The 21,623-nt window shown below is 54.1% G+C and carries 18 protein-coding genes; 10 read left to right on the forward strand and 8 right to left on the reverse strand.

What is annotated here, in order from left to right; all coding sequences use genetic code 11:
* Positions 1-158 precede the first annotated feature (158 nt).
* The 4 genes from cysK (at position 159) to crr (ending at position 4,144) form a co-directional block, all read left to right on the forward strand.
* The gene (gene cysK / locus ACZYUB_RS00540) at positions 159-1,127 is read left to right on the forward strand and encodes a cysteine synthase A (protein ID WP_460883276.1); all 969 of its coding nucleotides are present in this window, start codon (positions 159-161) and stop codon (positions 1,125-1,127) included.
* A gap of 425 nt (positions 1,128-1,552) precedes the next feature.
* Positions 1,553-1,810, forward strand: a complete 258-nt coding sequence (locus ACZYUB_RS00545; protein WP_460883275.1) for an HPr family phosphocarrier protein — start codon at positions 1,553-1,555, stop codon at positions 1,808-1,810.
* A 52-nt stretch (positions 1,811-1,862) separates the two neighbouring features.
* Positions 1,863-3,590, forward strand: a complete 1,728-nt coding sequence (ptsI, locus tag ACZYUB_RS00550; RefSeq protein ID WP_463944696.1) for a phosphoenolpyruvate-protein phosphotransferase PtsI — start codon at positions 1,863-1,865, stop codon at positions 3,588-3,590.
* Between the two features lie 44 nt (positions 3,591-3,634).
* Complete coding sequence (gene crr / locus ACZYUB_RS00555; protein ID WP_460883273.1) at positions 3,635-4,144, forward strand: PTS glucose transporter subunit IIA; 510 nt, start codon at positions 3,635-3,637, stop codon at positions 4,142-4,144.
* A 252-nt stretch (positions 4,145-4,396) separates the two neighbouring features.
* Here crr and tesB read toward each other — a convergent pair whose 3' ends face one another.
* The 5 genes from tesB to ACZYUB_RS00580 all read right to left on the reverse strand — a co-directional run bounded on the left by tesB (position 4,397) and on the right by ACZYUB_RS00580 (position 11,009).
* Positions 4,397-5,260, reverse strand: a complete 864-nt coding sequence (gene tesB, locus ACZYUB_RS00560) for an acyl-CoA thioesterase II (RefSeq protein WP_463944697.1) — start codon at positions 5,258-5,260, stop codon at positions 4,397-4,399.
* A gap of 133 nt (positions 5,261-5,393) precedes the next feature.
* Positions 5,394-6,665 (reverse strand): threonine synthase, encoded by a 1,272-nt coding sequence (thrC, locus tag ACZYUB_RS00565; RefSeq protein WP_463944699.1) that lies wholly within the window; start codon positions 6,663-6,665, stop codon positions 5,394-5,396.
* 13 nt (positions 6,666-6,678) lie between these two features.
* A complete protein-coding gene (gene thrB, locus ACZYUB_RS00570; RefSeq protein WP_463944700.1) occupies positions 6,679-7,632 on the reverse strand; it encodes a homoserine kinase in 954 nt (317 codons plus the stop codon).
* A 1-nt stretch (position 7,633) separates the two neighbouring features.
* Positions 7,634-10,090, reverse strand: a complete 2,457-nt coding sequence (thrA, locus tag ACZYUB_RS00575; RefSeq protein WP_463944702.1) for a bifunctional aspartate kinase/homoserine dehydrogenase I — start codon at positions 10,088-10,090, stop codon at positions 7,634-7,636.
* A 217-nt stretch (positions 10,091-10,307) separates the two neighbouring features.
* Positions 10,308-11,009 carry a tRNA/rRNA methyltransferase gene (locus ACZYUB_RS00580; RefSeq protein ID WP_463944703.1) on the reverse strand — a complete coding sequence of 234 codons (702 nt, stop codon included), beginning with the start codon at positions 11,007-11,009 and terminating at the stop codon, positions 10,308-10,310.
* A gap of 173 nt (positions 11,010-11,182) precedes the next feature.
* Here ACZYUB_RS00580 and ACZYUB_RS00585 point away from each other — a divergent pair, with 173 nt between their 5' ends.
* From ACZYUB_RS00585 to rfaH, 6 genes are all read left to right on the forward strand, one after another.
* Positions 11,183-11,683 carry a hypothetical protein gene (locus tag ACZYUB_RS00585; protein ID WP_463944705.1) on the forward strand — a complete coding sequence of 167 codons (501 nt, stop codon included), beginning with the start codon at positions 11,183-11,185 and terminating at the stop codon, positions 11,681-11,683.
* 335 nt (positions 11,684-12,018) lie between these two features.
* Positions 12,019-12,741 carry a two-component system response regulator ArcA gene (gene arcA / locus ACZYUB_RS00590; RefSeq protein ID WP_463944706.1) on the forward strand — a complete coding sequence of 241 codons (723 nt, stop codon included), beginning with the start codon at positions 12,019-12,021 and terminating at the stop codon, positions 12,739-12,741.
* 307 nt (positions 12,742-13,048) lie between these two features.
* Complete coding sequence (gene metN / locus ACZYUB_RS00595; protein ID WP_463944707.1) at positions 13,049-14,092, forward strand: methionine ABC transporter ATP-binding protein MetN; 1,044 nt, start codon at positions 13,049-13,051, stop codon at positions 14,090-14,092.
* The gene (locus tag ACZYUB_RS00600; RefSeq protein ID WP_460882033.1) at positions 14,073-14,726 is read left to right on the forward strand and encodes a methionine ABC transporter permease; all 654 of its coding nucleotides are present in this window, start codon (positions 14,073-14,075) and stop codon (positions 14,724-14,726) included. Before metN ends, ACZYUB_RS00600 begins: the two co-directional genes overlap by 20 nt.
* A gap of 31 nt (positions 14,727-14,757) precedes the next feature.
* Positions 14,758-15,555 carry a methionine ABC transporter substrate-binding lipoprotein MetQ gene (gene metQ, locus ACZYUB_RS00605; RefSeq protein ID WP_460882032.1) on the forward strand — a complete coding sequence of 266 codons (798 nt, stop codon included), beginning with the start codon at positions 14,758-14,760 and terminating at the stop codon, positions 15,553-15,555.
* Positions 15,556-15,716: 161 nt separating this feature from the next.
* Complete coding sequence (gene rfaH / locus ACZYUB_RS00610; RefSeq protein WP_460882031.1) at positions 15,717-16,220, forward strand: transcription/translation regulatory transformer protein RfaH; 504 nt, start codon at positions 15,717-15,719, stop codon at positions 16,218-16,220.
* A 46-nt stretch (positions 16,221-16,266) separates the two neighbouring features.
* Here rfaH and dgt read toward each other — a convergent pair whose 3' ends face one another.
* The 3 genes from dgt to glgC form a co-directional block, all read right to left on the reverse strand.
* Positions 16,267-17,625 (reverse strand): dGTPase, encoded by a 1,359-nt coding sequence (gene dgt, locus ACZYUB_RS00615; protein WP_463944709.1) that lies wholly within the window; start codon positions 17,623-17,625, stop codon positions 16,267-16,269.
* 31 nt (positions 17,626-17,656) lie between these two features.
* Positions 17,657-20,005, reverse strand: a complete 2,349-nt coding sequence (arcB, locus tag ACZYUB_RS00620) for an aerobic respiration two-component sensor histidine kinase ArcB (RefSeq protein ID WP_463944710.1) — start codon at positions 20,003-20,005, stop codon at positions 17,657-17,659.
* 169 nt (positions 20,006-20,174) lie between these two features.
* Positions 20,175-21,512: a glucose-1-phosphate adenylyltransferase gene (gene glgC, locus ACZYUB_RS00625; protein ID WP_463944712.1), complete on the reverse strand. Its 1,338-nt coding sequence runs from the start codon at positions 21,510-21,512 to the stop codon at positions 20,175-20,177.
* Positions 21,513-21,623 lie beyond the last annotated feature (111 nt).

The raw sequence follows: 21,623 nt of genomic DNA on the forward strand, positions 1-21,623 counted from the left end.
TTCGGCCAACCGTAACCCAATCCCCGGTTTCAAACCAATGCCTTCTCGAGCTCAATCACATAGTTTCACAGAACATATGTTTATAACTAAATGTCACTTCCGATTACTGTTTATATGATTAATCTAACATTATCTGCTGAAAACATAGGGACAGCGCCATGAGCAAAGTGTACGAAGATAACTCACTGACTATTGGAAACACGCCTTTAGTCAAACTGAACCGGGTCAGTAAAGGACGAGTTCTGGCAAAGGTAGAAAGCCGGAACCCCAGCTTCAGCGTAAAATGCCGTATCGGTGCCAATATGATTTGGGACGCCGAAAAGAAAGGATTGTTGGGCCCGGGGAAGGAAATTATCGAACCGACCAGTGGGAATACTGGTATTGCTCTGGCTTTCGTGGCCGCGTCCCGTGGTTACGCCATTACCTTGACCATGCCCGCCACCATGAGCCTGGAGCGTCGCAAGTTACTGAAAGCTCTGGGTGCCAATCTTGTCCTGACTGAAGGCCCCTTGGGGATGAAGGGCGCGGTTGCTAAAGCTGAAGAAATTCGCGATTCGGATCCTGAAAAGTACATCCTGCTGCAACAATTTGATAATCCGGCAAACCCGGAAATTCATGTCAAGACCACGGGTCCGGAAATTTGGGATGCTACCGATGGTGAGGTCGATGTCATCGTCGCAGGCGTAGGGACCGGTGGCACCATTACCGGGATCTCCCGTTACATTAAGCAGATCCAGGGTAAAGCTATTACCAGCGTTGCCGTTGAACCGAAGGAATCTCCGGTTATCAGCCAAAAATTGGCTGGCGAAGAGATTAAACCAGGCCCCCATAAGATCCAGGGCATTGGCGCCGGCTTCATCCCGGGTAACTTGGATCTTTCCTTGCTTGATCGTGTCGAACAGGTCACCAGCGACGAAGCTGTTGAGATGGCTCGCCGTTTGATGCAGGAAGAAGGCATTCTTGCCGGTATCAGCTCGGGTGCAGCAGTGGTCGCAGCCAACCGGATTGCTGAGTTGCCAGAGTTTAAAGACAAGACCATAGTGGTCATACTCCCAAGCTCGGGCGAACGTTATCTCTCCAGCGTCTTGTTCCAGGGCCAGTTTGGTGAGCAAGAGCTCCAAGCCTGATCCAGAGCTAATTTTCATTATTTTTACTCTAAAAACGAGGCGCCGGTTTATCCGGCGCCTTTTTTTCGTGCTATATACCCAAAAGAAGCTGCCAATAACATATTTCACATAGAGAAATATGTTGTCTACCCTCGGTGGAATAATGCCATGCAAAACGTTTCATTTGCCTTCATTGACTTGGCGCAAGGGTTTTCAATGCTAACGTATCAAAAGGTAACGCATGGATATTTTTTGTTGCATCCTAACGGTATGGCCTTTTGCCAACCACGAGAGCAAGGCATAATCCGGTGCGGTTGAGGTCTTATTGGTCAAAGAATTACCAACAATCAAGGCACACCAATAAGTACCGAACACGTTTAACTCGCTCGAGGATTCCAGGTTCAATATTTGTCCTGAAATCATCATCAACAACATTGGGGTGAAAAATGTTTGAGAAATCTGTAGTCATTACTGCTGAAAACGGTCTCCACACTCGTCCGGCTGCTCAGTTCGTCAAAGAAGCCAAGGAGTTCCAAAGTGAAATTACCGTCGTCAGTGGTGGTAAATCCGCCAGCGCCAAGAGTCTGTTCAAGCTGCAAACTCTCGGTCTGACCAAAGGCACTACCGTGACGATCAAAGCTGATGGCGCTGATGCTCAGAAGGCTGTAGAAAAATTGGTCGCACTGATGGCTGAGCTGGAATAATCCAGCTCCCCCTTCAGCATTCTGGCATCCACACACAACTACAGGTACGGCTATGATTTCTGGAATTCTGGCATCTCCGGGCATCGCGTTTGCGAAAGCACTCCTGCTCAAAGAAGATGAAATCGTCATCAACAACGAATCCGTTGCAGAGGCCAATATTGAGACTGAAGTAGCGCGTTTTTTCGACGCCCGCGCTAAATCGTCTCAGCAACTCGAAGCCATCAAAGTGATGGCTGGCCGCACATTCGGTGAAGAGAAAGAGGCCATCTTCGAAGGGCACATCATGTTGCTCGAAGATGAAGAATTGGAAGGTGACATTGTCTCTCTGATCCGCGATGAGCGTTTCAGTGCAGAAAAAGCGATTCATCATGCGATTGAACAATATGCATCCATGATGGCAGAACTGGATGATCCCTATCTGCGTGAGCGCGCCACAGATTTCCGTGATATCGGTACCCGTCTGGTGAAGAATGCCTTGGGTATGGAAATCGTCAATCTCAGCACCATTGATGAAGAAGTCATCTTGGTCGCACACGATCTGACGCCTTCAGAAACAGCCCAAATCAACCTGAATTTTGTGCGTGGCTTCGTTACCGATATCGGCGGCCGGACCTCGCATACCTCCATCATGGCCCGATCTTTGGAACTCCCGGCCATCGTGGGGACCAATGACATCACTAAACAGGTCAAATCTGGCGACTTCCTGGTGCTGGATGCCTTGCACAACCACGTGCTGATCAACCCGAGCGACGAACAACTCAAGAAGCTCAAGGACGCTCAGGCTAAATTCCTGGCTGAGAAAGCTGAACTGGCAAAACTCAAAGAGCTGCCAGCCGAAACCACAGACGGTCACCGTGTCGAAGTGTGTGCCAACATTGGCACGATCAAGGATATGGATGGCGCACACCGCAATGGCGCTGAAGGTGTCGGCCTCTACCGGACTGAATTCTTGTTTATGGATCGTGATGCTCTGCCTTCTGAAGAAGAGCAATACCATGCCTATAAAGAAGTCGCAGAGTCCATGCCGGATCACCCGATCATTGTCCGCACTATGGACATTGGTGGTGATAAAGAACTGCCTTACATGAAGTTCCCCAAGGAAATGAACCCCTTCCTGGGCTGGCGCGCTGTACGGATCTTCTTTGATCGTAAAGACATCATGCATACCCAGTTGCGCGCCATTTTACGTGCCTCGGCTTATGGCAAATTGCGCATCATGTTCCCGATGATCATCTCCGTAGAAGAGCTGCGTGCACTGAAGCAAGAGATTGAAGAGCTGAAGGCCGAGCTGCGCAGTGAGCAACTGCCATTTGACGAGTCCATCGAAGTCGGTGTGATGATTGAAACACCAGCCGCTGCCGTGATTGCCCGTCATTTGGCGAAAGAGGCTGACTTCTTCTCCATCGGTACCAACGATCTGACCCAGTACACTCTGGCCGTTGACCGTGGTAACGAACTGATTTCCGGGTTGTATAACCCCCTGTCCCCTTCCGTTTTGACCCTGATCAAACAGGTTATTGACGCGTCCCATGCTGAAGGCAAGTGGACCGGGATGTGTGGTGAACTGGCTGGTGATGATCGAGCCTCCCTGCTGCTGCTGGGTATGGGACTGGATGAGTTCTCCATGAGCGCCATGTCCATTCCGCGCGTCAAGCAGTTGGTGCGCAGTGCCAATTATGCAGAAGTCAAAGCCATGGCAGACCAAGCGTTGGCTTGTGCTACCATTGCTGAAGTTGAAGCCGTGCTGGATACCTTTGTGAAGCAAAAGGCTGTCTGTTAATATCACTGCATATAAGATAAAAACAACTCTTAGGAGCTAACGCTATGGGTTTGTTCGACAAACTGAGACGACTGGTATCTGATGACAGCGCTGACACCAGCGGCATCGAAATTTTTGCACCGCTCTCTGGTGAAATTATTCCGATTGAAGATGTACCGGATGTGGTTTTTGCTGAAAAAATCGTCGGTGACGGTATTGCCATCAAGCCAGCAGGCAACAAGATGGTAGCTCCTTGCGATGGCACCATTGGCAAGATTTTCGAAACCAATCATGCCTTCTCCATCGAATCCGATTCCGGCATCGAGTTATTTGTCCACTTCGGCATCGACACCGTCGAACTGAAGGGTGAAGGTTTTACCCGTATCGCCGCTGAAGGTCAGCAAGTGAAGAAGGGTGATACCATCATCGAGTTCGATCTGGCTCTGCTGGAAGCCAAGGCAAAATCAACTCTGACTCCGGTTGTCATCTCCAACATGGATGACATCAAAGAGCTGATCAAACTCAATGGCGCAGTAACCGTTGGTGAAACACCGGTGATGCGCATCAAGAAGTAAGTTTACTTCTACAAAAAACCCGCCTTCCGGCGGGTTTTTTTATGGCGCTGTCCCTGTTATGCATGGCTCGCATCAAAACCCGGTATCAGGCTGGTGTCCAGGAATCCGGATGAACACTGACACGCCGTAAAACACCCATGTTGGCTCGTTGGCGGCATCAGTGCCGCCAACGGTCTGCATTTCGTCCAGACTCGATCCCTATTTATTCCCAACAGGTAACTGGGACAGCTTCTTTTTATGGGACTTTCGCCATCAGCGTGTACGCCTCCGGATGACCCCCTCCTGAATGGTCGACGCAACCAGCATGCCATCACGGGTAAAGAACTGACCCCGAACCAGACCACGCCCCCCTGAGGCGCTTGGACTATCCACCGCATAAAGCAACCAGTCATCGAAGCGAAATTCCCGATGGAACCACATCGCATGATCGATGGTCGCGACCTGTAATCCGGCATCAAAAAAGGCTACGCCATGGGGCTGCAGGGCGGTCGGCAAAAAATTGAAGTCTGAGGCATAAGCCAATAGATACCGGTGGATTGCCTGCTCATCGGGCATCTGGCCGTTGGCCCGGAACCAGACATGACGTTTCGGCGGACAGGCCTCGGCTCGTAGTGGATTGACGAAGCTGACCGGGCGCATCTCGATAGGTTTATCACTCAATAGCTTGTCATGCAAAAACGAAGGGATATAAGCCTTAAGCTCCTGAGCCCACTCCAGTTCACTCTTGAGCCCCTCAGGTCCCGGGACATCTGGCATGGCATCCTGATGATCCAGCCCCGGCTCTTCCAGTTGAAATGAACCATTCAGGTAGAAGATGGGTTTACCATGCTGGATCGCCTGCACACGCCGCGTCGAGACAGTATTACCGTCACGGATATGTTCGACCTCGTACAAAATAGGACAGGTGACATCCCCGGGACGCAAAAAATAACAGTGCAGGGAATGCACCATGCGCTCTGGCTCGACGGTCTGCTGTGCGGCCGAGAGGGCCTGCCCCATCACTTGGCCGCCGAAGACAGCGCCGAATCCCAGATCCTGGCTTTGACCACGAAAATGACCTTCCTCGATGCGCTCCAGCGCCAGCTGGGAAAGTAGATTATTGAGTACCTGCGTCATGACATGACTCTCTGACAGAAGAAGGAAACCAGTCGGCAGGCTACCAGAATGGTCTGCATTTTAAAATTTGTGGTCACGCACGCCATACAAAAACGGACAGCCAGTGCTGTCCGTTTCAGATGACCCAGTAGGCTTATGCCTTGAGCAAGTAGGCACGCAACGCACTGAAATCGGCATCCATCTCATCGGAAAGCAAAGCCAGATCCGCACGTTCTGCCAGTGGCGCCGGTAAATTCAGCTGGATGTTCAGGATCGACTCCACACTCTCCTTGAACTTGGCTGGATGGGCTGTACACAGGAAGATACCCGCTTCATCGGCCGCCAGCTGGCTCTGCAGCAGATCCCAGGCAATGGCGCCGTGAGGCTCACACAGATAGCCTTGAGCATACAGACGCTTGAGCGCATCTTCGGTTTGAGCATCGCTGAGTGAACCGGATGCCAAGCTTTGCAGATCCCAGCCCTTGACCTTGAACAGCTCTTCCACACGAGGCCAGTTATTCGGACGACTGACATCCATGGCATTGGATAGGGTGGCAACGGTAGCCTTAGGATCCCAAGTGCCCTGCTGCAGATAGCGTGGCACTGTATCATTGGCATTGGTGGCGACCATGAAGCGCTTCACCGGTAACCCCAGCGCCTTGGCAATCAATCCTGCGGTCAGGTTACCGAAGTTACCGGACGGCACGGCAATCACCGCCTGAGCGCGCTTCTCGGCAGGCAGTTGTGCAACCGCCTCGAAGTAATAGCAAACCTGGGCCAGCAACCGGCTGATATTGATGGAATTCGCGGAGTTCAGGCCAATCGCCTGCTTCAGCTCCTCGTCATCAAACGCCTGCTTCACCAGCGCCTGGCAATCATCAAAGGCGCCATGAACCGCAATGGTGCGAATATTGCCACCGAGGGTACAGAACAGTTTTTCCTGCAACGGGCTGATCTTGCCCTTCGGATAGAGGATCACCACCTCGATATTCGGCAAGCCATAGAAGGCATGAGCTACCGCGGCTCCGGTATCCCCGGAAGTAGCAGTCAGGATGGTGATCTTTTTACCATCCGACACTGCCATCAGCGATTGCGCCATGAAACGGCCACCGAAATCCTTGAAGGCCAGCGTCGGGCCATGGAACAGCTCAAGCGCGTACTGATTCGTACCGACCTCAACCAGCGGAGCCGGGAAGGTGAACGCATTGGCAACCAACTGAGCCAGTTCCGGCAGTTCATCCCCCAGCAGATGGCGCAGAATGATCGCGGAACGCTCAACCAATGGCTTGGCAAGTAAACCTTCGACATCAGCCAGCGGCGCTATGCTGTCAGGGAAAAACAGCCCCTGTTCACGCCCTAACCCCTGCTTGACGGCTTGCGCGAAATTAACCTGTTCACTGTGATCTTTGATGTTGTACAGCTTCATAATCCTGTGTCCCTTACTCGATTACATTCACCGTGGTGCCCGCGCGATCGATACGGCACACGTGGCAGAACCCGTCCTGATTCTGGATAAAATTGGCTTCCAGCCACTCCTGCATACGCAGTGCTTGTTGCTTGTCCGTCATCACCACAAACACACTGGGACCAGAGCCTGAAATCCCGGTCGCTAATGCGCCCGATAACGCCGCATGCTGACGCACCTCGTTAAAGCCCGGGATCAATGCCTGACGGTAGGGCTCGGCGATGACATCCTTGAGCACGGCTGCGGCCAATTGATCCTGCCCGGTATAACTGGCATGGATAAAGGCAGCCAGGCGACGGCCATAGGTCAGACAGTCACTGCGTCGATATTGTGCCGGCAGAATCGCACGTGCTTCTGCGGTACTGATGCTGATCCCGGGATAACAGGACACCCAGTACCAATGCTCGAAATCCGGAATCGATTGACTGATCACCCCAGCTTCCTCGATCATCAACTGGATACCACCCAGATAGCAAGGAGCAACGTTATCGTAATGTACGGAGCCGGAAATGCTGCCTTCCAGTTCCCCCATCAGCAACAGTTGCTCGTCTTTATTCAGAGCAAAGTCGTGAAAACCGTTCAGGCCTTCCAGTGCCGCTACAATGCTCGAAGCGCTGGAGCCAAGCCCCGAGCCGATGGGCAAATTCTTTTCCAGCACCATATGCAGCGGCTGAATGCTGCGCCCCTTTTTCTTGAGCGCCTCGGCATAGCCTAAATAACAGGCATAGACGATGTTTTTTTGTGGATCGACGGGCAGCTTATGGGCAAAACGGCCCCGGCATTCCAGCGTAAAATCTTGCGCACCGGCGTGCACTTCAACCCGATCACCGAGTAAAGATCCGTCAATCGGGGCCAAAGCAGCCCCGAGTACATCGAAACCGACACTGACATTCCCTATCGATGCGGGTGCGTAGGCAACAACCGCCATGTTAAACCTCCTGTTTCCAATTCAGGGTACGCAGCAGATCTGCAAACACCCCCGCCGCAGTGACTTCGGTTCCCGCTCCGTAACCGCGGAGCACGAGAGGAATCGGCTGATAATAAGTAGAGAAGAACGCCAGCGCGTTTTCGCCATCCTTGACCTTATACAGGGGATCATTGTCATCCACTGCCTTGATGGCCACCTTGCATTTACCATCCTTGATGGAGCCAACGTAGCGCAAGACCTGCCCCTGCGCTTTGGCTTCGGCCACCTTGCTGGCAAACCAAGCATCCGCTTCCGGCAAACGACGGATAAAGCTCTCGGTATCGCCGCTGGCATCAAAATCTGGTGGCAGAGCTTGCTCGACCTCCACGTCGGCCAAGTCCAGTACCATACCCGCTTCACGAGCCAGGATCAGCAGCTTGCGCGCCACATCCATGCCACTGAGATCATCTCGCGGATCCGGTTCGGTGAAGCCCTTGCCCTTGGCGGTCAGAGTCGCCTCGGAGAAGCTCATCCCCTCATCCAGCTTGCCGAAGATAAAGGACAAGGAGCCGGAGAGGATACCGTCAAAGGCCTTGAGCTTGTCACCTGCCTTGATCAGGTTCTGCAGGTTCTCGATGACCGGCAAACCAGCACCCACGTTGGTTTCATACAGGAACTTGCGGCGCGTTAATTGTGCGGTTTTACGCAGCTCACGGTAGTAGGCCATGGAGCTGGTATTGGCTTTCTTGTTCGGTGTAACCACATGGAAGCCGGCCGCCAGGAAATCGGCATACTGGTTAGCCACAGACTCATCAGAGGTACAGTCGACGATCACCGGGTTGATGAGGTGACTATCGTCGACCAATTTTTTCACCGCACCCAGCGTGAAACCGTGGGCTGCCTCTTCGAGCAAAGCACTCGTATTGGCCAGATCCAGGCCATCTCGATTCAGTGCCAGTTTACGGGAGTTCGCCAGACCGACCACACGCAAGCCGATGCCCTGTGCCGCCAGCACTGGCTGTTGACGACGGATTTGTTCCAACAAGGCGCCACCGACGCCGCCCAACCCCACCAGGATCAGGTCGATAAACTGCATGCTGGTGAAGAAGTTCTGGTGACACGCCTTGATGGCCTCGTTGACCTTACCCTTGGTCACGACCGCGGAAATAGAGCGCTCACTGGAGCCCTGTGCGATGGCCACCACATTGATGTTGCCCTGTGCCAGCGACAGGAAGAAACGCGCCGCAACGCCTTTGCTGGTGCGCATGCCATCGCCGACCACCGAGATGATAGCCAGCTCATGACGCATCTCGATGGCTTCCAGCAATCCGGCCTTCAGTTCCAGCTCGAACTCCTCTTCCAGGATCAGACGGGCCTTTTCCGCATCGTAGGTATGGATACAGAAGCTGATGCTGTACTCGGAAGAGGACTGGGTGATCAGTGTAATGGATACACCGGCACGGGAAACCGCGGTGAAGATGCGACCGGCCATGCCGACCATGCCTTTCATACCTGGGCCGCTGACGTTGATCATGGAGATCCCGGCCAGATCGGAGATGCCCTTGACCGGTAGCTCGTCATCGCCCTGCTCGGCAATCAGAGTGCCCTCGCCCTGTGGGTTGAAACTGTTCTTGATGAGACAAGGAATATGGAACTGAGCGATGGGCGCTATGGTCCGCGGGTGCAGAACCTTGGCACCAAAGTAAGAAAGCTCCATCGCTTCCTTATACGACATGCGCTTGAGCAGCACCGCATCCGGCACCAAACGCGGATCGCAACTGTAGACACCATCCACATCAGTCCAGATTTCACAGCACTCGGCGCTGACACAGGCGGCCAGACAAGCTGCGGAGTAATCCGAGCCATTGCGCCCTAACAGCACCAGTTCACCCTTCTCATTGCCGCCGGTGAAACCTGCCATCAAATAGACAGCTTCAGCCTTGAGCGGCTCGGCTTGAAAACGGGCACGGGAGACATCGATGTTGACATGGGATTCCAGGAAACCACCTTCAGCCAGCAGTAGCTTGACCGGATCAATCAGCACCACCTCATGTCCACGAACACTCAGCAATTCATGCATGCAGGCAATGGATAGGGCTTCACCGCGGCTGAGGATCTGCGCCTGAATATTATCCGGGCATTGGCCCAGCAGGGTGATGCCTTGCATCTGCCGACGAACACCGGCAAATTCAAGCTCCATTCGCGCCTTGAGCTTGCTGTCGTCCAGCGCTGGATATTTACTCTTTAAGCCAGCAATCAGGCGGGTGAAGATCCCTTCAATCTGCGCCAGAGTTTCTGAGGCATCCAGCCCCCGGCTCGTCTGTTCCACCAAGGCAACCAGGTGATTGGTCACCTTGGCAGGAGCTGACAGAACCAACGCCACCTGAGCTTGCTGCTGGTTGTTAACCACAATGTCCGATACCCGCAAAAAACGCTCGGCATCAGCCAGTGAAGAGCCTCCAAACTTCAAAACACGCATACACATCTCCCTGTAACGAAAAAGCCCGTACCTTAGGGGTACGGGCTTTTGAAATTTCTGAACCTGTTGTCAGTGCACTCAGCAGCCCGCCCCGATACCACCCAAGGTGGTGCCGGTAATAATAATTGTGGTGGTGCGGGTGATCACTGACAGCATGTTGGAAATCAAACCTGAATGAATAAACGCGCTTAGCAATACCGGATTGCCCTACTACCTGTCAATCTATTCTTGAATTTGCCAACGCCTTGGCCAGATCCTTGCACAGCAGATGTAACAGGTTCATATCCCGCTGTGCCAGCATAGGAATGCCATCCAGCACCCACTTCCTTAGTTTTTCATCCTGAGATACACCGATTGCATCGAGTATTTGTTCTGATTGTGATTGCAGAGCATGGACCTGAGCCTGTTCAGGTTGGGCAACCTGCTCGGGGACAGTTTCCCCATCGAATAATGTGGAGAGCTCATAGGCATATAACATGATGGCCTGCCCCAGATTCAAGGAGGGGTAACCCACTCGCAATGGCAAATAGCTAACCAGATCGGCTTGTGCCAGTTGGGCATTGGACAAACCGGACTCTTCGCACCCAAACAGAATGCCGATACGACGTAAGCTGGATTTGCTGCGGATCTGCTGGCACACCTCATCCGGCGTCAAATAACGGTAGTGTTCGCCACGCTGCCGCGCCGTTGTCGCGACCACCAGATCCAGGTCAGCCAAGGCATCAGGTAAATCATCAAACCGTTGCGCACTGGTCAACACCTCTTGTGCGCCATGAGCAACCCAGTGCGCCTCATCCCGGGTATGCACATCACTAGCAACAATCCGCAACTGTGCTAACCCCATGGTCTTGAGAGCCCGTGCCGCAGCACCGACATTTTCCGGTCGTGCCGGCGCCATCAGGATAAAAATGAGTTCCATAGCATCTCCCTCTCCCACGAGGGCGCCAATCTAGCGTCAGCGCCGGGGGAATACCAGCACTTGCACTATTATTCCCATGGTGCCGCGGGGTGACCGACCATAAATATAACTTGGCTCACTGATCCTGGGATGTAGCTGTGCCATGCTTATGCTCATTGTATGCGGGGAGTCCCATGAACCGACTAGGCAACCGTCTCTTATTTGCTATCTGTATGCTGGCCATGATGAGCCCGGCAGGGGCGGTCGTGCACAGCTTTGGATCAGGGAAAACGGCTCTTGGCGATCATATCTATGTCAGTACTTACACGCCTTCTCTGCTCGAGCAGAACTTGTACGCCAAACAGCAGTTGATCTATGACTGGCAATTCAAAGGGGGCTATCAAGAGAATTGGAAAGGTTGGTACTCCTTCTTTGAAACGGGCGCCGCCAAGCCCAATGTGGATGGCATCACTCAACAGAACTATCAATTCAGCTCCGGTGTCGGTTACCACTGGAATGACAACCTGATCCTATCCAGCAGCATGCGGCAAATTTTTGCTGAAACGTCCGATACCCAGCTCGAATTCAGCTCAACCCTGCAGTTAAGCCAAGTCCTGAGTGTACAGGCCGCCTATGGCCTTTCCAAAGATGAGAGCCTGCAAGAAATTGCCTTGGGCCTCGCTTACCAGTTTTAACCGCACCGCCACCCTGCTCGTCTTTTACGAGCAATCGCGCTTCCACCATTTGACCTTCCGATTAAAGTTGATATACGTCAAACAAGCTCTCGATTCTTGCCCCTCCCCCCCAGTCAGCTATTGTTAACCGCCTGTTACTTGATACATTCCCTGCCCGTTACACATGGGTTTCTTTCAATCCTTGAAAGGTTGAAGTACGCCCGAGGAATGAGACCACAGCGTCAAAATCACCGAAAAAATAGCTTGCTGCACTAAGCGCTGTGAACTACTCATCGCCTTTAGTAAAACGAAATGTTAAATTTTCTGTCAGTTTTTTAACCTCCTGGGTAATGTCCATGCACACACCACAGATCCTGATCGTCGAAGACGAGCTCGTGACACGCAATTCTCTGAAAAGCATCTTTGAAGCAGAAGGCTACGATGTGCTCGAAGCCAATAACGGCGATGAGATGCATGAAGCTTTAACCGACAATGATGTTGATCTTGTCATCATGGACATCAATTTACCGGGGAAAAATGGCCTGCTGTTGGCCCGTGAGTTACGTGAGAAAGGCCAAACCGGCCTGATGTTCCTGACCGGGCGCGACAATGAAGTAGATAAGATCCTTGGCCTGGAAATTGGCGCCGATGATTACATCACCAAGCCATTTAATCCGCGCGAGCTGACGATCCGGGCCCGCAACCTGCTCAGCCGCACCCGTCGCGGGGATGACACTTCAGGTACTGCGACGAACCAGCAGCAAAACTACCGTTTCAATGGCTGGACGCTGGATATCAACAGCCGGAGCCTGATCAATCCATCAGCCGAATCATTTCGTCTTCCACGCTCCGAGTTTCGAGCCCTGCTGCATTTTTGTGAAAACCCGGGCCAAATCCAGACCCGTGCTGACTTATTACTGAAGATGACCGGTCGTGAACTCAAACCACACGATAGAACCGTAGACGTGACTATCCGGCGGATCCGTAAACATTTTGAATCGGTGCCAGATACTCCGGAAATCATCGCCACCATCCACGGTGAAGGCTACCGCTTTTGTGGCACCCTGGAAGTCGATTAATTCGATATTATCCTCCTGATAACTGATGATTCCGGGGCGCGCTGCGCCCCGGAGTCATTTCTGCCTCGCCCTGTTACGCACCACACATCGCCCTTCTATGCCGGAATCCACTACTCTTGCAGGGTGGCGTTAGCAACTATTTAGCTATAGATAGTAGCCATTTAGCCATCCAGACATAAAAAAGTCCGTTGACACAACTCTGTGAACGCCATAGCATCTTTTACCATGATTACTGGCATATCTAGCCAGTTTGGCTGCAGCTCCAGTCATAACCAGTGACAGACGCCGCCGTAGCATGAGATTAACCATGATTAAACTAAGTAAAATTGCAAAAACATACGGTCAAGGCTCCCAGGCCGTGGTCGCCCTCAAACCCACCGACCTGCAGATCGGCAAGGGGGAAATCTTCGGGGTGATTGGCGCATCCGGGGCTGGTAAAAGCACCCTCATTCGTTGTGTCAATCTTCTGGAGCGACCAACCTCAGGCCATGTCGAAGTCGATGGTATCGAATTAACCGCGCTGGCGAATCATGAGCTGACCCTGGCCCGTCGCAAGATTGGCATGATCTTCCAACACTTCAATCTGCTCGCCTCGAGAACCGTATTCGAGAATGTTGCGCTACCTCTGGAGCTGGCAGGCATAGATAAAGCCGGTATTCAGCAACGGGTCACCAAGCTGCTGGATCTGGTGGGCCTGAGCAATCGTGCCGATGCCTATCCATCTGAACTCTCTGGTGGACAGAAACAGCGAGTCGCCATCGCCCGGGCTCTGGCTCCCGAGCCCAAGGTATTGCTGTGCGACGAAGCCACCTCGGCGCTGGATCCACAAACTACCCAATCCATCCTGGCCCTGCTCAAAGAGATCAACCTCAAACTGGGGCTGACCATATTGCTGATTACCCATGAAATGGATGTAGTGAAGAGTATTTGTGATCGGGTCGCCATCATCAGCGAGGGGGAGTTAATCGAACAAGGGGAAGTCGCCTGGTTCTTCTCTCATGCCAAGACCCAACTGGCGCAAGACTTTATTCGCTCCACCATTCACTTACCGATCCCCCAGGAATATCAGGCCCGGTTGCTGGACGAGCGGATTGAGCAGAGCTGGCCCTTACTGCGCCTGGGCTTCAGTGGCAATACGGTCGATGCGCCGCTGATTTCCCAAGCCAGCCGCCAATTCGGAATCGATGTCAGTATTCTCAGCGCCGACATTGAGTACGCTGGTGGCGTCAAATTTGGTTTCCTGCTCGCCGAACTGTTTGCCACACCGGCCGCGACGCAACAGACCATCGATTTTTTCCGTGAGCACCAAATCCAGGTAGAGGTATTAGGCTATGTCCGCAGCCATGATTGATTTGTTACTCCTGGCCTTGGGTGAAACCATCCTCATGGTCGCAGCGTCGGCACTGTTCAGTGCGTTATTGGGTATTCCATTGGGCGTGGCCCTGCATGTGACCAAAGCCGGACAAATCCTGGCCCAACCGAAACTGCAGCGCCTGCTGGGCACCCTCGTCAATATCGGCCGCTCGGTGCCATTCATTATTTTGCTGGTGGCCATCATTCCGTTTACCCGACTCATCGTCGGAACCAGTATCGGTACGGTTGCCGCCATAGTCCCCCTTACCGTCGGCGCCATTCCGTTTGTCGCGCGCCTGATTGAGGGCGCCCTGATCGAGGTACCATTCGGTCTTCAGGAAGCCGCTCAGGCCATGGGAGCAAAACCACTGCAGATCATCCAGAAAGTATTACTACCCGAAGCCTTGCCCGGGATTATCAATGCTCTCACCATCACGCTGGTAACCCTGGTGAATTACTCGGCGATGGCGGGTGCTATCGGTGGTGGTGGCCTGGGGGATGTGGGTATTCGCTACGGCTATCAACGCTTTGACCCTGCCATTATGCTGGTCACCGTGGTGATTCTGGTGCTGCTGGTGCAACTGATCCAAGGACTGGGTGACCGTCTGGTCAAACGTGTCGATCATCGCTAAAAAATCGAGTTTTATCCAACAGGAGGTTTCCATGAAATATGCACTACATACTGCCGCCGCCTTGCTCTCTGCATTGCTGATCTCGGGATGTGGCAAAGATGCACAAGACAACCATATCAAAGTCGGTGCGATTGCCGGTACCGAAGCGCAGGTGGTGGAAGTAGCCAAGCAAGTCGCCAAAGAGAAGTTCGGCCTGGAAGTCGAAATTGTCAGCTTCAGCGACTATGTCACGCCAAACGTCGCGCTCAACGATGGCAGCATTGATGTCAACGCCTTCCAACACAAGCCTTACCTGGATTCACAAATCAAGGATCGTGGCTACAAACTGGCGGCTGTGGGCAATACGTTCGTCTATCCGATAGCTGGCTACTCCAAGAAAATCAAGACCATAGCTGAGTTGAAAGAAGGCGCCCAAATCGCGGTCCCCAACGATCCGACCAATCTCGGCCGCTCTTTGCTGCTGCTGCAAAAGCAGGGCATCATCCAGCTGAAGGCAGATGTCGGCCTGAATGGAACAGTGCTGGATATCGTCGGCAATCCGAAGCAAGTCAAGATTGTCGAACTGGAAGCGGCGCAACTGCCACGCTCCCTGGATGATGTGGATCTGGCGATTATCAACACCACCTATGCCTCGCAAATTGACCTGTTGCCAACTCGGGATGGTCTGTTTGTCGAAGACAAGGACTCACCTTACGTGAATCTGGTGGTGGCTCGTGAAGACAACAAGGATGCAGAAAAGGTCAAACAGTTCGTGCAGGCCTATCAAAGCGATGAAGTCTACAAAGCCGCACAAGAGTTGTTCAAAGGCGGCGTCGTCAAGGGCTGGTAACACGCCAACCCCGGCCGTGTAATTTTTTGTAAATGCGGTTAGAATCCACAGAAAGGCCACGAAAGCGTGGCCTTTCTTTTTTTCAGTCGCTATTGTTGGGCTGAGCATAATGAATACGATAACTAACAAAAAAAACTGCACGGATCACGGAAGTTACCGCCATGAAAGACTGGTATTTAGCGTATTGCCGCCATCGCGAAGAGGGGAGAGCCAGCATGCACCTGAGAAATCAGGGTGTGGACAGCTACTACCCCATGGTTCAGGTCGAGAAGTTACAGCGGGGCCACCGTGTCGCACGGATGGAGCCCATGTTCCCCTCCTATCTGTTTGTGCAAGTCGATTTGGATACCTTCCCCCCCTATCGCCTGAACTCCACCCGGGGTCTGCGTCATATGGTGCGCTTTGGTAATCAATGGACCAAGGTTCCCAAGGAGCTGGTCTATTCGTTGATGTGTCACGAAGATAGCGACGAGGTGCGAGCGCTGCTGAGTCAGTTACCCTGCAGCGGTGATAAGGTACGGATCAACGAAGGCGCCTTTGCCGGACTCGAAGCCCTCTATCTGGAGCCGGACGGCGATCAGCGCTCCTATCTGCTGCTGGAGATGCTGCATAAGCAGTTCCAACACAGTATCGATAATCGCGCCTTTGCCCTGATCTCAGGCTAACCTTCACAACTTGATGACCAAGGGGACTCTAGCGCCCCTTGCGTCATCAGAAGCCACGCAGTAACCGGTATTCCGCCTGCACATAGGTATCGGTCATGCCACTGACATAGTCGACGAGCAGACGCACCCGGTAATACCACTCCAGTTCTTCCCAACGAGCATCCTCGCACTCAAGATCCCTGACCGCCCGGCGATAGGCATCCAGATGTCGCCGCGATAAACGATGGGATAAACGTCGATGCAGCGCATGGCCACTGCCCTCGTCATCCGCCAGCAGCGCCATAAATTCGGCATGAGTCAGCGTCAGCAGTCGCCCATAACTATCCAGTACGCCGGTTAATGCCGCATATCCTTCCAGCTCCAGCGCTTCAATCTCACGACAACGAAAAATCCGATCCCGGGCGAGCTGACGCAAGAGTGACAGCAATTCGATGGCTGGATGACCGCTGGCCAGTAAACTGCCAGCGAAATGCCCCTCCAGGATCGCGGACTCATGCTGCAGGTACTCCGCCACCACCACCCGGACCACCTCATCGGTCAAGCGCGCACGGAAGGTCGGAAAGAAGCCCTCTACGCTAGCCTGCGCCTCGGCCAGCAGCCCGGAGAGATACGCATCACCCTGCCAGACCGAGAGCAGGTGCTGTTGCAGCTCGAGCAGGCTCAACAAGCCACGATCGACCGCATCCTCCAGATCGGCGATGCAGTAACAGAGATCGTCGGCCGCCTCCATCAGATAAACCAGCGGGAATCGCTGCCCCATCTGCACCCCCAGCTGTTGCCGTAGCTGACTCACCAATCGGCGCTCACTGTAAAAATAACCAATCTTTTGTCCGGGTTCGGCGCCATCCCCCATGCCGACCGGCACCTTGATCAGGGTCGCCAGCAAGCTATAGGTCAAATCCATCTGTTGCAGGGAGTGCGCCAGCCGCAAGCTCTGGGCATTGCCATCAAACGCCAGCAGGTCCGGTTGGAGAGTCCGAGTCCATAGCTCACTCGGCTCCTGCGCCAAGCACTGGGCATAGAGAAGTGGCAATTGCTGCCCCAGCCACTCCCGCAGCACCGACTCGCCAAAGTGGCCGAACGGAGGGTTGCCCACATCGTGGAGCAGACAGGCCATTTCCAGCAGATTCAACAAAGGCATTTCCGGTAAACCGGCATCTTCCTTGGCGCGGAGCAAGGCTCGACAGATCTGGCGCCCCACCTGCTGCACCTCCAGAGAATGAGTCAAACGGCTACGAACAGAGGCTTTGACATCCAGAGGAAAAACCTGAGTTTTTTGCTGCAAACGCCTCACCGGAGCACTCTGTACCACGCGAGCCCGGTCCGCTTCCGTCGCATCCAGCAAGGAGTCGGCAGGCAAGTCACTGAAACGCGCCGGTTGCAACAACTGCTCATATCTCATCATCCGGTGACTCTCCCGAAGTTATTCCCCGCCATCAACTGGCCAACCAGGTTTTCAACTGCTGCAGATCGCTTGGATAGACACTCCGCAATTCAGCCACCCACACCTGGATCTGTTGCGACCACTCCGGCAAATCCGGGGATTGGGCCTGTTTGGCCAATTGGTGCAAACGCCGCAGGCCAATGGCCCCGACCGCGCTCTTGATCTTGTGCGCCTCACTGACGATCCCGTCCTGCTGCTGAGCTTCGAGCTGGTGCTCCAGCTCAGCCAGATAATCCGGCATCATCTGCTCGAACAGCTCCACGGCTCCGAGCAAAACCGACTTGCCCACCATGTCGGCGTAGTCCGTTAAAAAGGGCAGATCCAGAATATCCTCGAGCACCGGCGCATCGGCCGCGACAGCCGGTAGAGCAGGCACAGCCTCGAGCGCGGCCGGATCCGCATCCTGCGCCGCAGGCGCAAGAAACAGCTGGTGCAACACCCGCTTGAGATTGTCTACCGACAGCGGCTTGCCGATCACATCGCGCATGCCGTGGGCCAGATAAGTCGACTTGTCGCGGATCAGGTTGGCGGTTAACGCCACCAGCGGCGGCAGCGTCTCGCGCCCATGGCGCTCCAGCAACTGGTCCGCAACCTCAAATCCGGTCATATCCGGCAACTGGATATCCAGCAGTACCAGATCGAACGCCTCGGGTTGCATCAGTGCCAAGGCCTCCTCGCCGCAACGGGCCGGAACCACACTGTGCCCCAGCTTTTCGAGTAAGGCGGTCGCTACCGTGATGTTCAGCTCCACATCCTCGACCAACAGGATCCGCAGTGCCGGAGTCGTCAACTCGCTCTCCGGGGCTGGCTCCGGTAGCGACTCCACCTCCAGCTCCAGGGTGAAGCAGCTACCATGACCCTCTTCGCTATCCACCTCCAGCGTCCCCCCCATGGCTTCCACCAGTTGTCGGGACACCGCCAAGCCAATGCCGGTACCGACAGCATGCTTCTTGCCATTGACCTGGTAGTACATGGCAAAAATCTTGTCGAGCTCGGCAGCAGGGATCCCGACTCCGGTATCTTCAACCTCAAAGCGCAGATGAACATGCCGCTCGTCTTCCTGATGCATATAGATCCGTAACGTCACCCCGCCCTGTTCCGTGAACTTGATGGCATTACCGGTCAGATTCCACAGCACCTGCCGCAAGCGAGTTCCATCGGCCAAGACCCAGGGAGGGACATCACCATCCAGATCCACATGCAGATACAAACCTTTTTGCTCGGCCATCAGCCGGGTCAGAGACTCCAAATCGCTCAAGAATGCCGGTAAGTCGACCCGGGCTGGCGCGATCTGCAAGCGATGGCGATCAATTTTGTCCAGATCGATGATGTCGTTGAAAATATTGCCCAAGGTGACGGCACTGACATGGATGGTATTGAGATACTGACGCTGCTCAGCATCCAGACGGCTTTCCTGCAAAATCCGGCTCAGGCCGACGATGCCATTGAGCGGGGTGCGCAATTCGTGACTGATAGTCGAGATGAAGGTGGTCTTCTCCCGGCTCGCCTGCTCCAGCTGTTCCTGATAGCGCTTGCGCTCGGTGACGTCGCGACCAAAACCCAGCAGCCCCAAGCGGTTACCCCGCGCATCATAAAACGGCACCTTGCGCATCTCGAAACAGGCGGTATGCCCATCGGGATAGCGCATCCACTGCTCATAGGTGTAGGTCTGATTGCTGGCAAAAACATGACGATCAGTTTCCACCACTCGGTCCGCTATCTCAGGTTCATAGATGTCATGGGGCGTCTTGCCAATCAGCTCGGACTCTTTACAGCCAGTCAATGTTTCCATCGCCAGATTACAGCCGGAGAACTCCCCTTGCGGGTTGCGGTAGTAAATGATGTCTGGCGAACTATCGATGAAGGAGCGCAACAAGGCACTGCGATCCTCCAAGTCCAGCTGTGCCTGCTCCCGTCGGGCCACTTCGGCCTTCAGCTCGCTCATGGCCTGCTGCCGCGCCACCTCGGCCCTGTGAGTCTCTTCAATCTGCTGATTTAACTGGCTGATGTTGCTATGCAGTTGCACATTCAACGCCTGATCCCGTTCCCGCATCTCCTGTAGTTTGCTGACCATATGGGTCAGACGCTGCCGGGAGTCTTCCAGCTCATCGACCACAGCGGTAAGGAAATAGGCCGCCCAGGGAGTCACCAGCAAACCGAAAAATACCGAGCGCACTATGTCGACCACATCGACAATGCCACGGAGCAACAGCGTCACTCCCATCTGGATCAGCACCGCCAGCACTATGATGAAGAGCGCCAGTAACAAGCTGAAGCGAATGATCCCCAGCCGAGTCAGCCAATCCACATAATATTGGGCCCAGGATTTGATTTGCCGCATGCCAGTTCCTCGTAATACAACTCGGGCTATCATATCAACCCCAGGCCAGTCTCGGGCAGGATCCGCGCACAGTTAGTGGTAAATCGCGATAAAAACAACAAAGGGGCCTTTCGGCCCCCCAGATTTACATACGATTCTAGCGTCTCGTGTCGACAGTCAGCCCAACCGCTTAACGCGGTCGATCCGGCCGCTCCTGAGGCACACCATCGAATAAATCGGGATGCTGCTGCGCCAGCGCCTTGAGCATACTCTTGGTCACCAGCGTCACCCCGCCCTCGCTACGGTGAAAACGGCGGGCATCCTCCTCGGCGTCCTCCCCGATCACCAGACCCGGCGGCAACACACACTGTTTGTCGATGATCACCTTGTGCAGACGACAGCCCCGGTGGATGACCACATCCGGGAACGCGACCACTCCATCCAGCTTGCAGTTGGAGTGCACCCGCACCCCGGTGAACAACACCGAGTTGGCAATATCCGATCCACTGACGATGACACCGCCGGAAAACACCGAATTCAACGAATTCCCGGCTTTCCCCTCGTAATCCTGCACGAACTTGGCGGGTGGCAACTGCTTCTGATTGGTCCAGATAGGCCAACTTTCGTCATATAGATCCAGTTCCGGCACCACCGAAGCCAAATCCATATTCGCTTCCCAGAAGGAATCGACCGTACCGACATCGCGCCAGTAGCAGCAGTGCTCGTGTCCACGATTGCGCACACAGGAGAGGTTGAACGGATGGGCATGCGCCAGGCCGGCCTTGACCATTTTGGGGATGATGTTCATGCCAAAATCGCGGCACGAGCTGTCATCATCCTGATCCTCGGCCAGCACTTGATACAAGAACTCCGCATCAAACACATACACTCCCATGGAAGCCAACGAGGTCTCGGGATCACCGGGAATCGTCGGCGGATCTTCCGGCTTCTCGACAAAATCGATGATGCGGCGACTCTCATCGACCTGCATGACACCAAACGCCGAAGCCTCCTGCTTGGGCACCTCGATACAGGCGACCGTCACCGGACCGCCTAACTGCACGTGATCCATGATCAGCGTGGTGTAATCCATCTTGTAGACGTGATCCCCCGCCAACACCAGAATGTACTTGGGCGCATAATCGCGCACTATGTCCAGATTCTGGAACACCGCATCAGCGGTTCCCCGGTACCAGTTCACTTCGTCCACCCGTTGCTGGGCCGGCAGTAAGTCGATGAACTCGTTCATCTGGTAACGCAGGAAAGACCAACCGGCTTGCAGGTGACGCAACAGGCTATGAGACTTGTACTGGGTCACAACCCCGACCCGGCGGACACCAGAATTGATGCAGTTTGACAGTGCAAAATCGATGATGCGGAACTTACCACCAAAGTGGACCGCTGGCTTGGCTCGATTATCGGTCAGCTGCTTGAGTCGACTACCGCGACCGCCCGCCAGCACCAGAGCCATAGTCTGGTTCACCGCTTCTCGAGCCTGATTGATTGATCCTGGTCCAACAGATACCAATTTTATCTCCTTGTCGATTCTTATGAATAAGCTCGCAATCCTTGGCTCACCCTTACCTTACGGACTGGCGTGGCAGCTGTCGATGGACTGCCTTACCATCTTGCGCATCCA

The organism is Pseudaeromonas sp. HNCC25DJ182, from assembly GCF_055413365.1.

Coding starts and splice junctions, on each gene's coding strand:
- cysK (WP_460883276.1), top strand. CDS start 159: ATGAGCAAAGTGTACGAAGATAACTCACTGACTATTGGAAACACGCCT.
- ACZYUB_RS00545 (WP_460883275.1), top strand. CDS start 1,553: ATGTTTGAGAAATCTGTAGTCATTACTGCTGAAAACGGTCTCCACACT.
- ptsI (WP_463944696.1), top strand. CDS start 1,863: ATGATTTCTGGAATTCTGGCATCTCCGGGCATCGCGTTTGCGAAAGCA.
- crr (WP_460883273.1), top strand. CDS start 3,635: ATGGGTTTGTTCGACAAACTGAGACGACTGGTATCTGATGACAGCGCT.
- tesB (WP_463944697.1), bottom strand. CDS start 5,260: ATGACGCAGGTACTCAATAATCTACTTTCCCAGCTGGCGCTGGAGCGC.
- thrC (WP_463944699.1), bottom strand. CDS start 6,665: ATGAAGCTGTACAACATCAAAGATCACAGTGAACAGGTTAATTTCGCG.
- thrB (WP_463944700.1), bottom strand. CDS start 7,632: ATGGCGGTTGTTGCCTACGCACCCGCATCGATAGGGAATGTCAGTGTC.
- thrA (WP_463944702.1), bottom strand. CDS start 10,090: ATGCGTGTTTTGAAGTTTGGAGGCTCTTCACTGGCTGATGCCGAGCGT.
- ACZYUB_RS00580 (WP_463944703.1), bottom strand. CDS start 11,009: ATGGAACTCATTTTTATCCTGATGGCGCCGGCACGACCGGAAAATGTC.
- ACZYUB_RS00585 (WP_463944705.1), top strand. CDS start 11,183: ATGAACCGACTAGGCAACCGTCTCTTATTTGCTATCTGTATGCTGGCC.
- arcA (WP_463944706.1), top strand. CDS start 12,019: ATGCACACACCACAGATCCTGATCGTCGAAGACGAGCTCGTGACACGC.
- metN (WP_463944707.1), top strand. CDS start 13,049: ATGATTAAACTAAGTAAAATTGCAAAAACATACGGTCAAGGCTCCCAG.
- ACZYUB_RS00600 (WP_460882033.1), top strand. CDS start 14,073: ATGTCCGCAGCCATGATTGATTTGTTACTCCTGGCCTTGGGTGAAACC.
- metQ (WP_460882032.1), top strand. CDS start 14,758: ATGAAATATGCACTACATACTGCCGCCGCCTTGCTCTCTGCATTGCTG.
- rfaH (WP_460882031.1), top strand. CDS start 15,717: ATGAAAGACTGGTATTTAGCGTATTGCCGCCATCGCGAAGAGGGGAGA.
- dgt (WP_463944709.1), bottom strand. CDS start 17,625: ATGATGAGATATGAGCAGTTGTTGCAACCGGCGCGTTTCAGTGACTTG.
- arcB (WP_463944710.1), bottom strand. CDS start 20,005: ATGCGGCAAATCAAATCCTGGGCCCAATATTATGTGGATTGGCTGACT.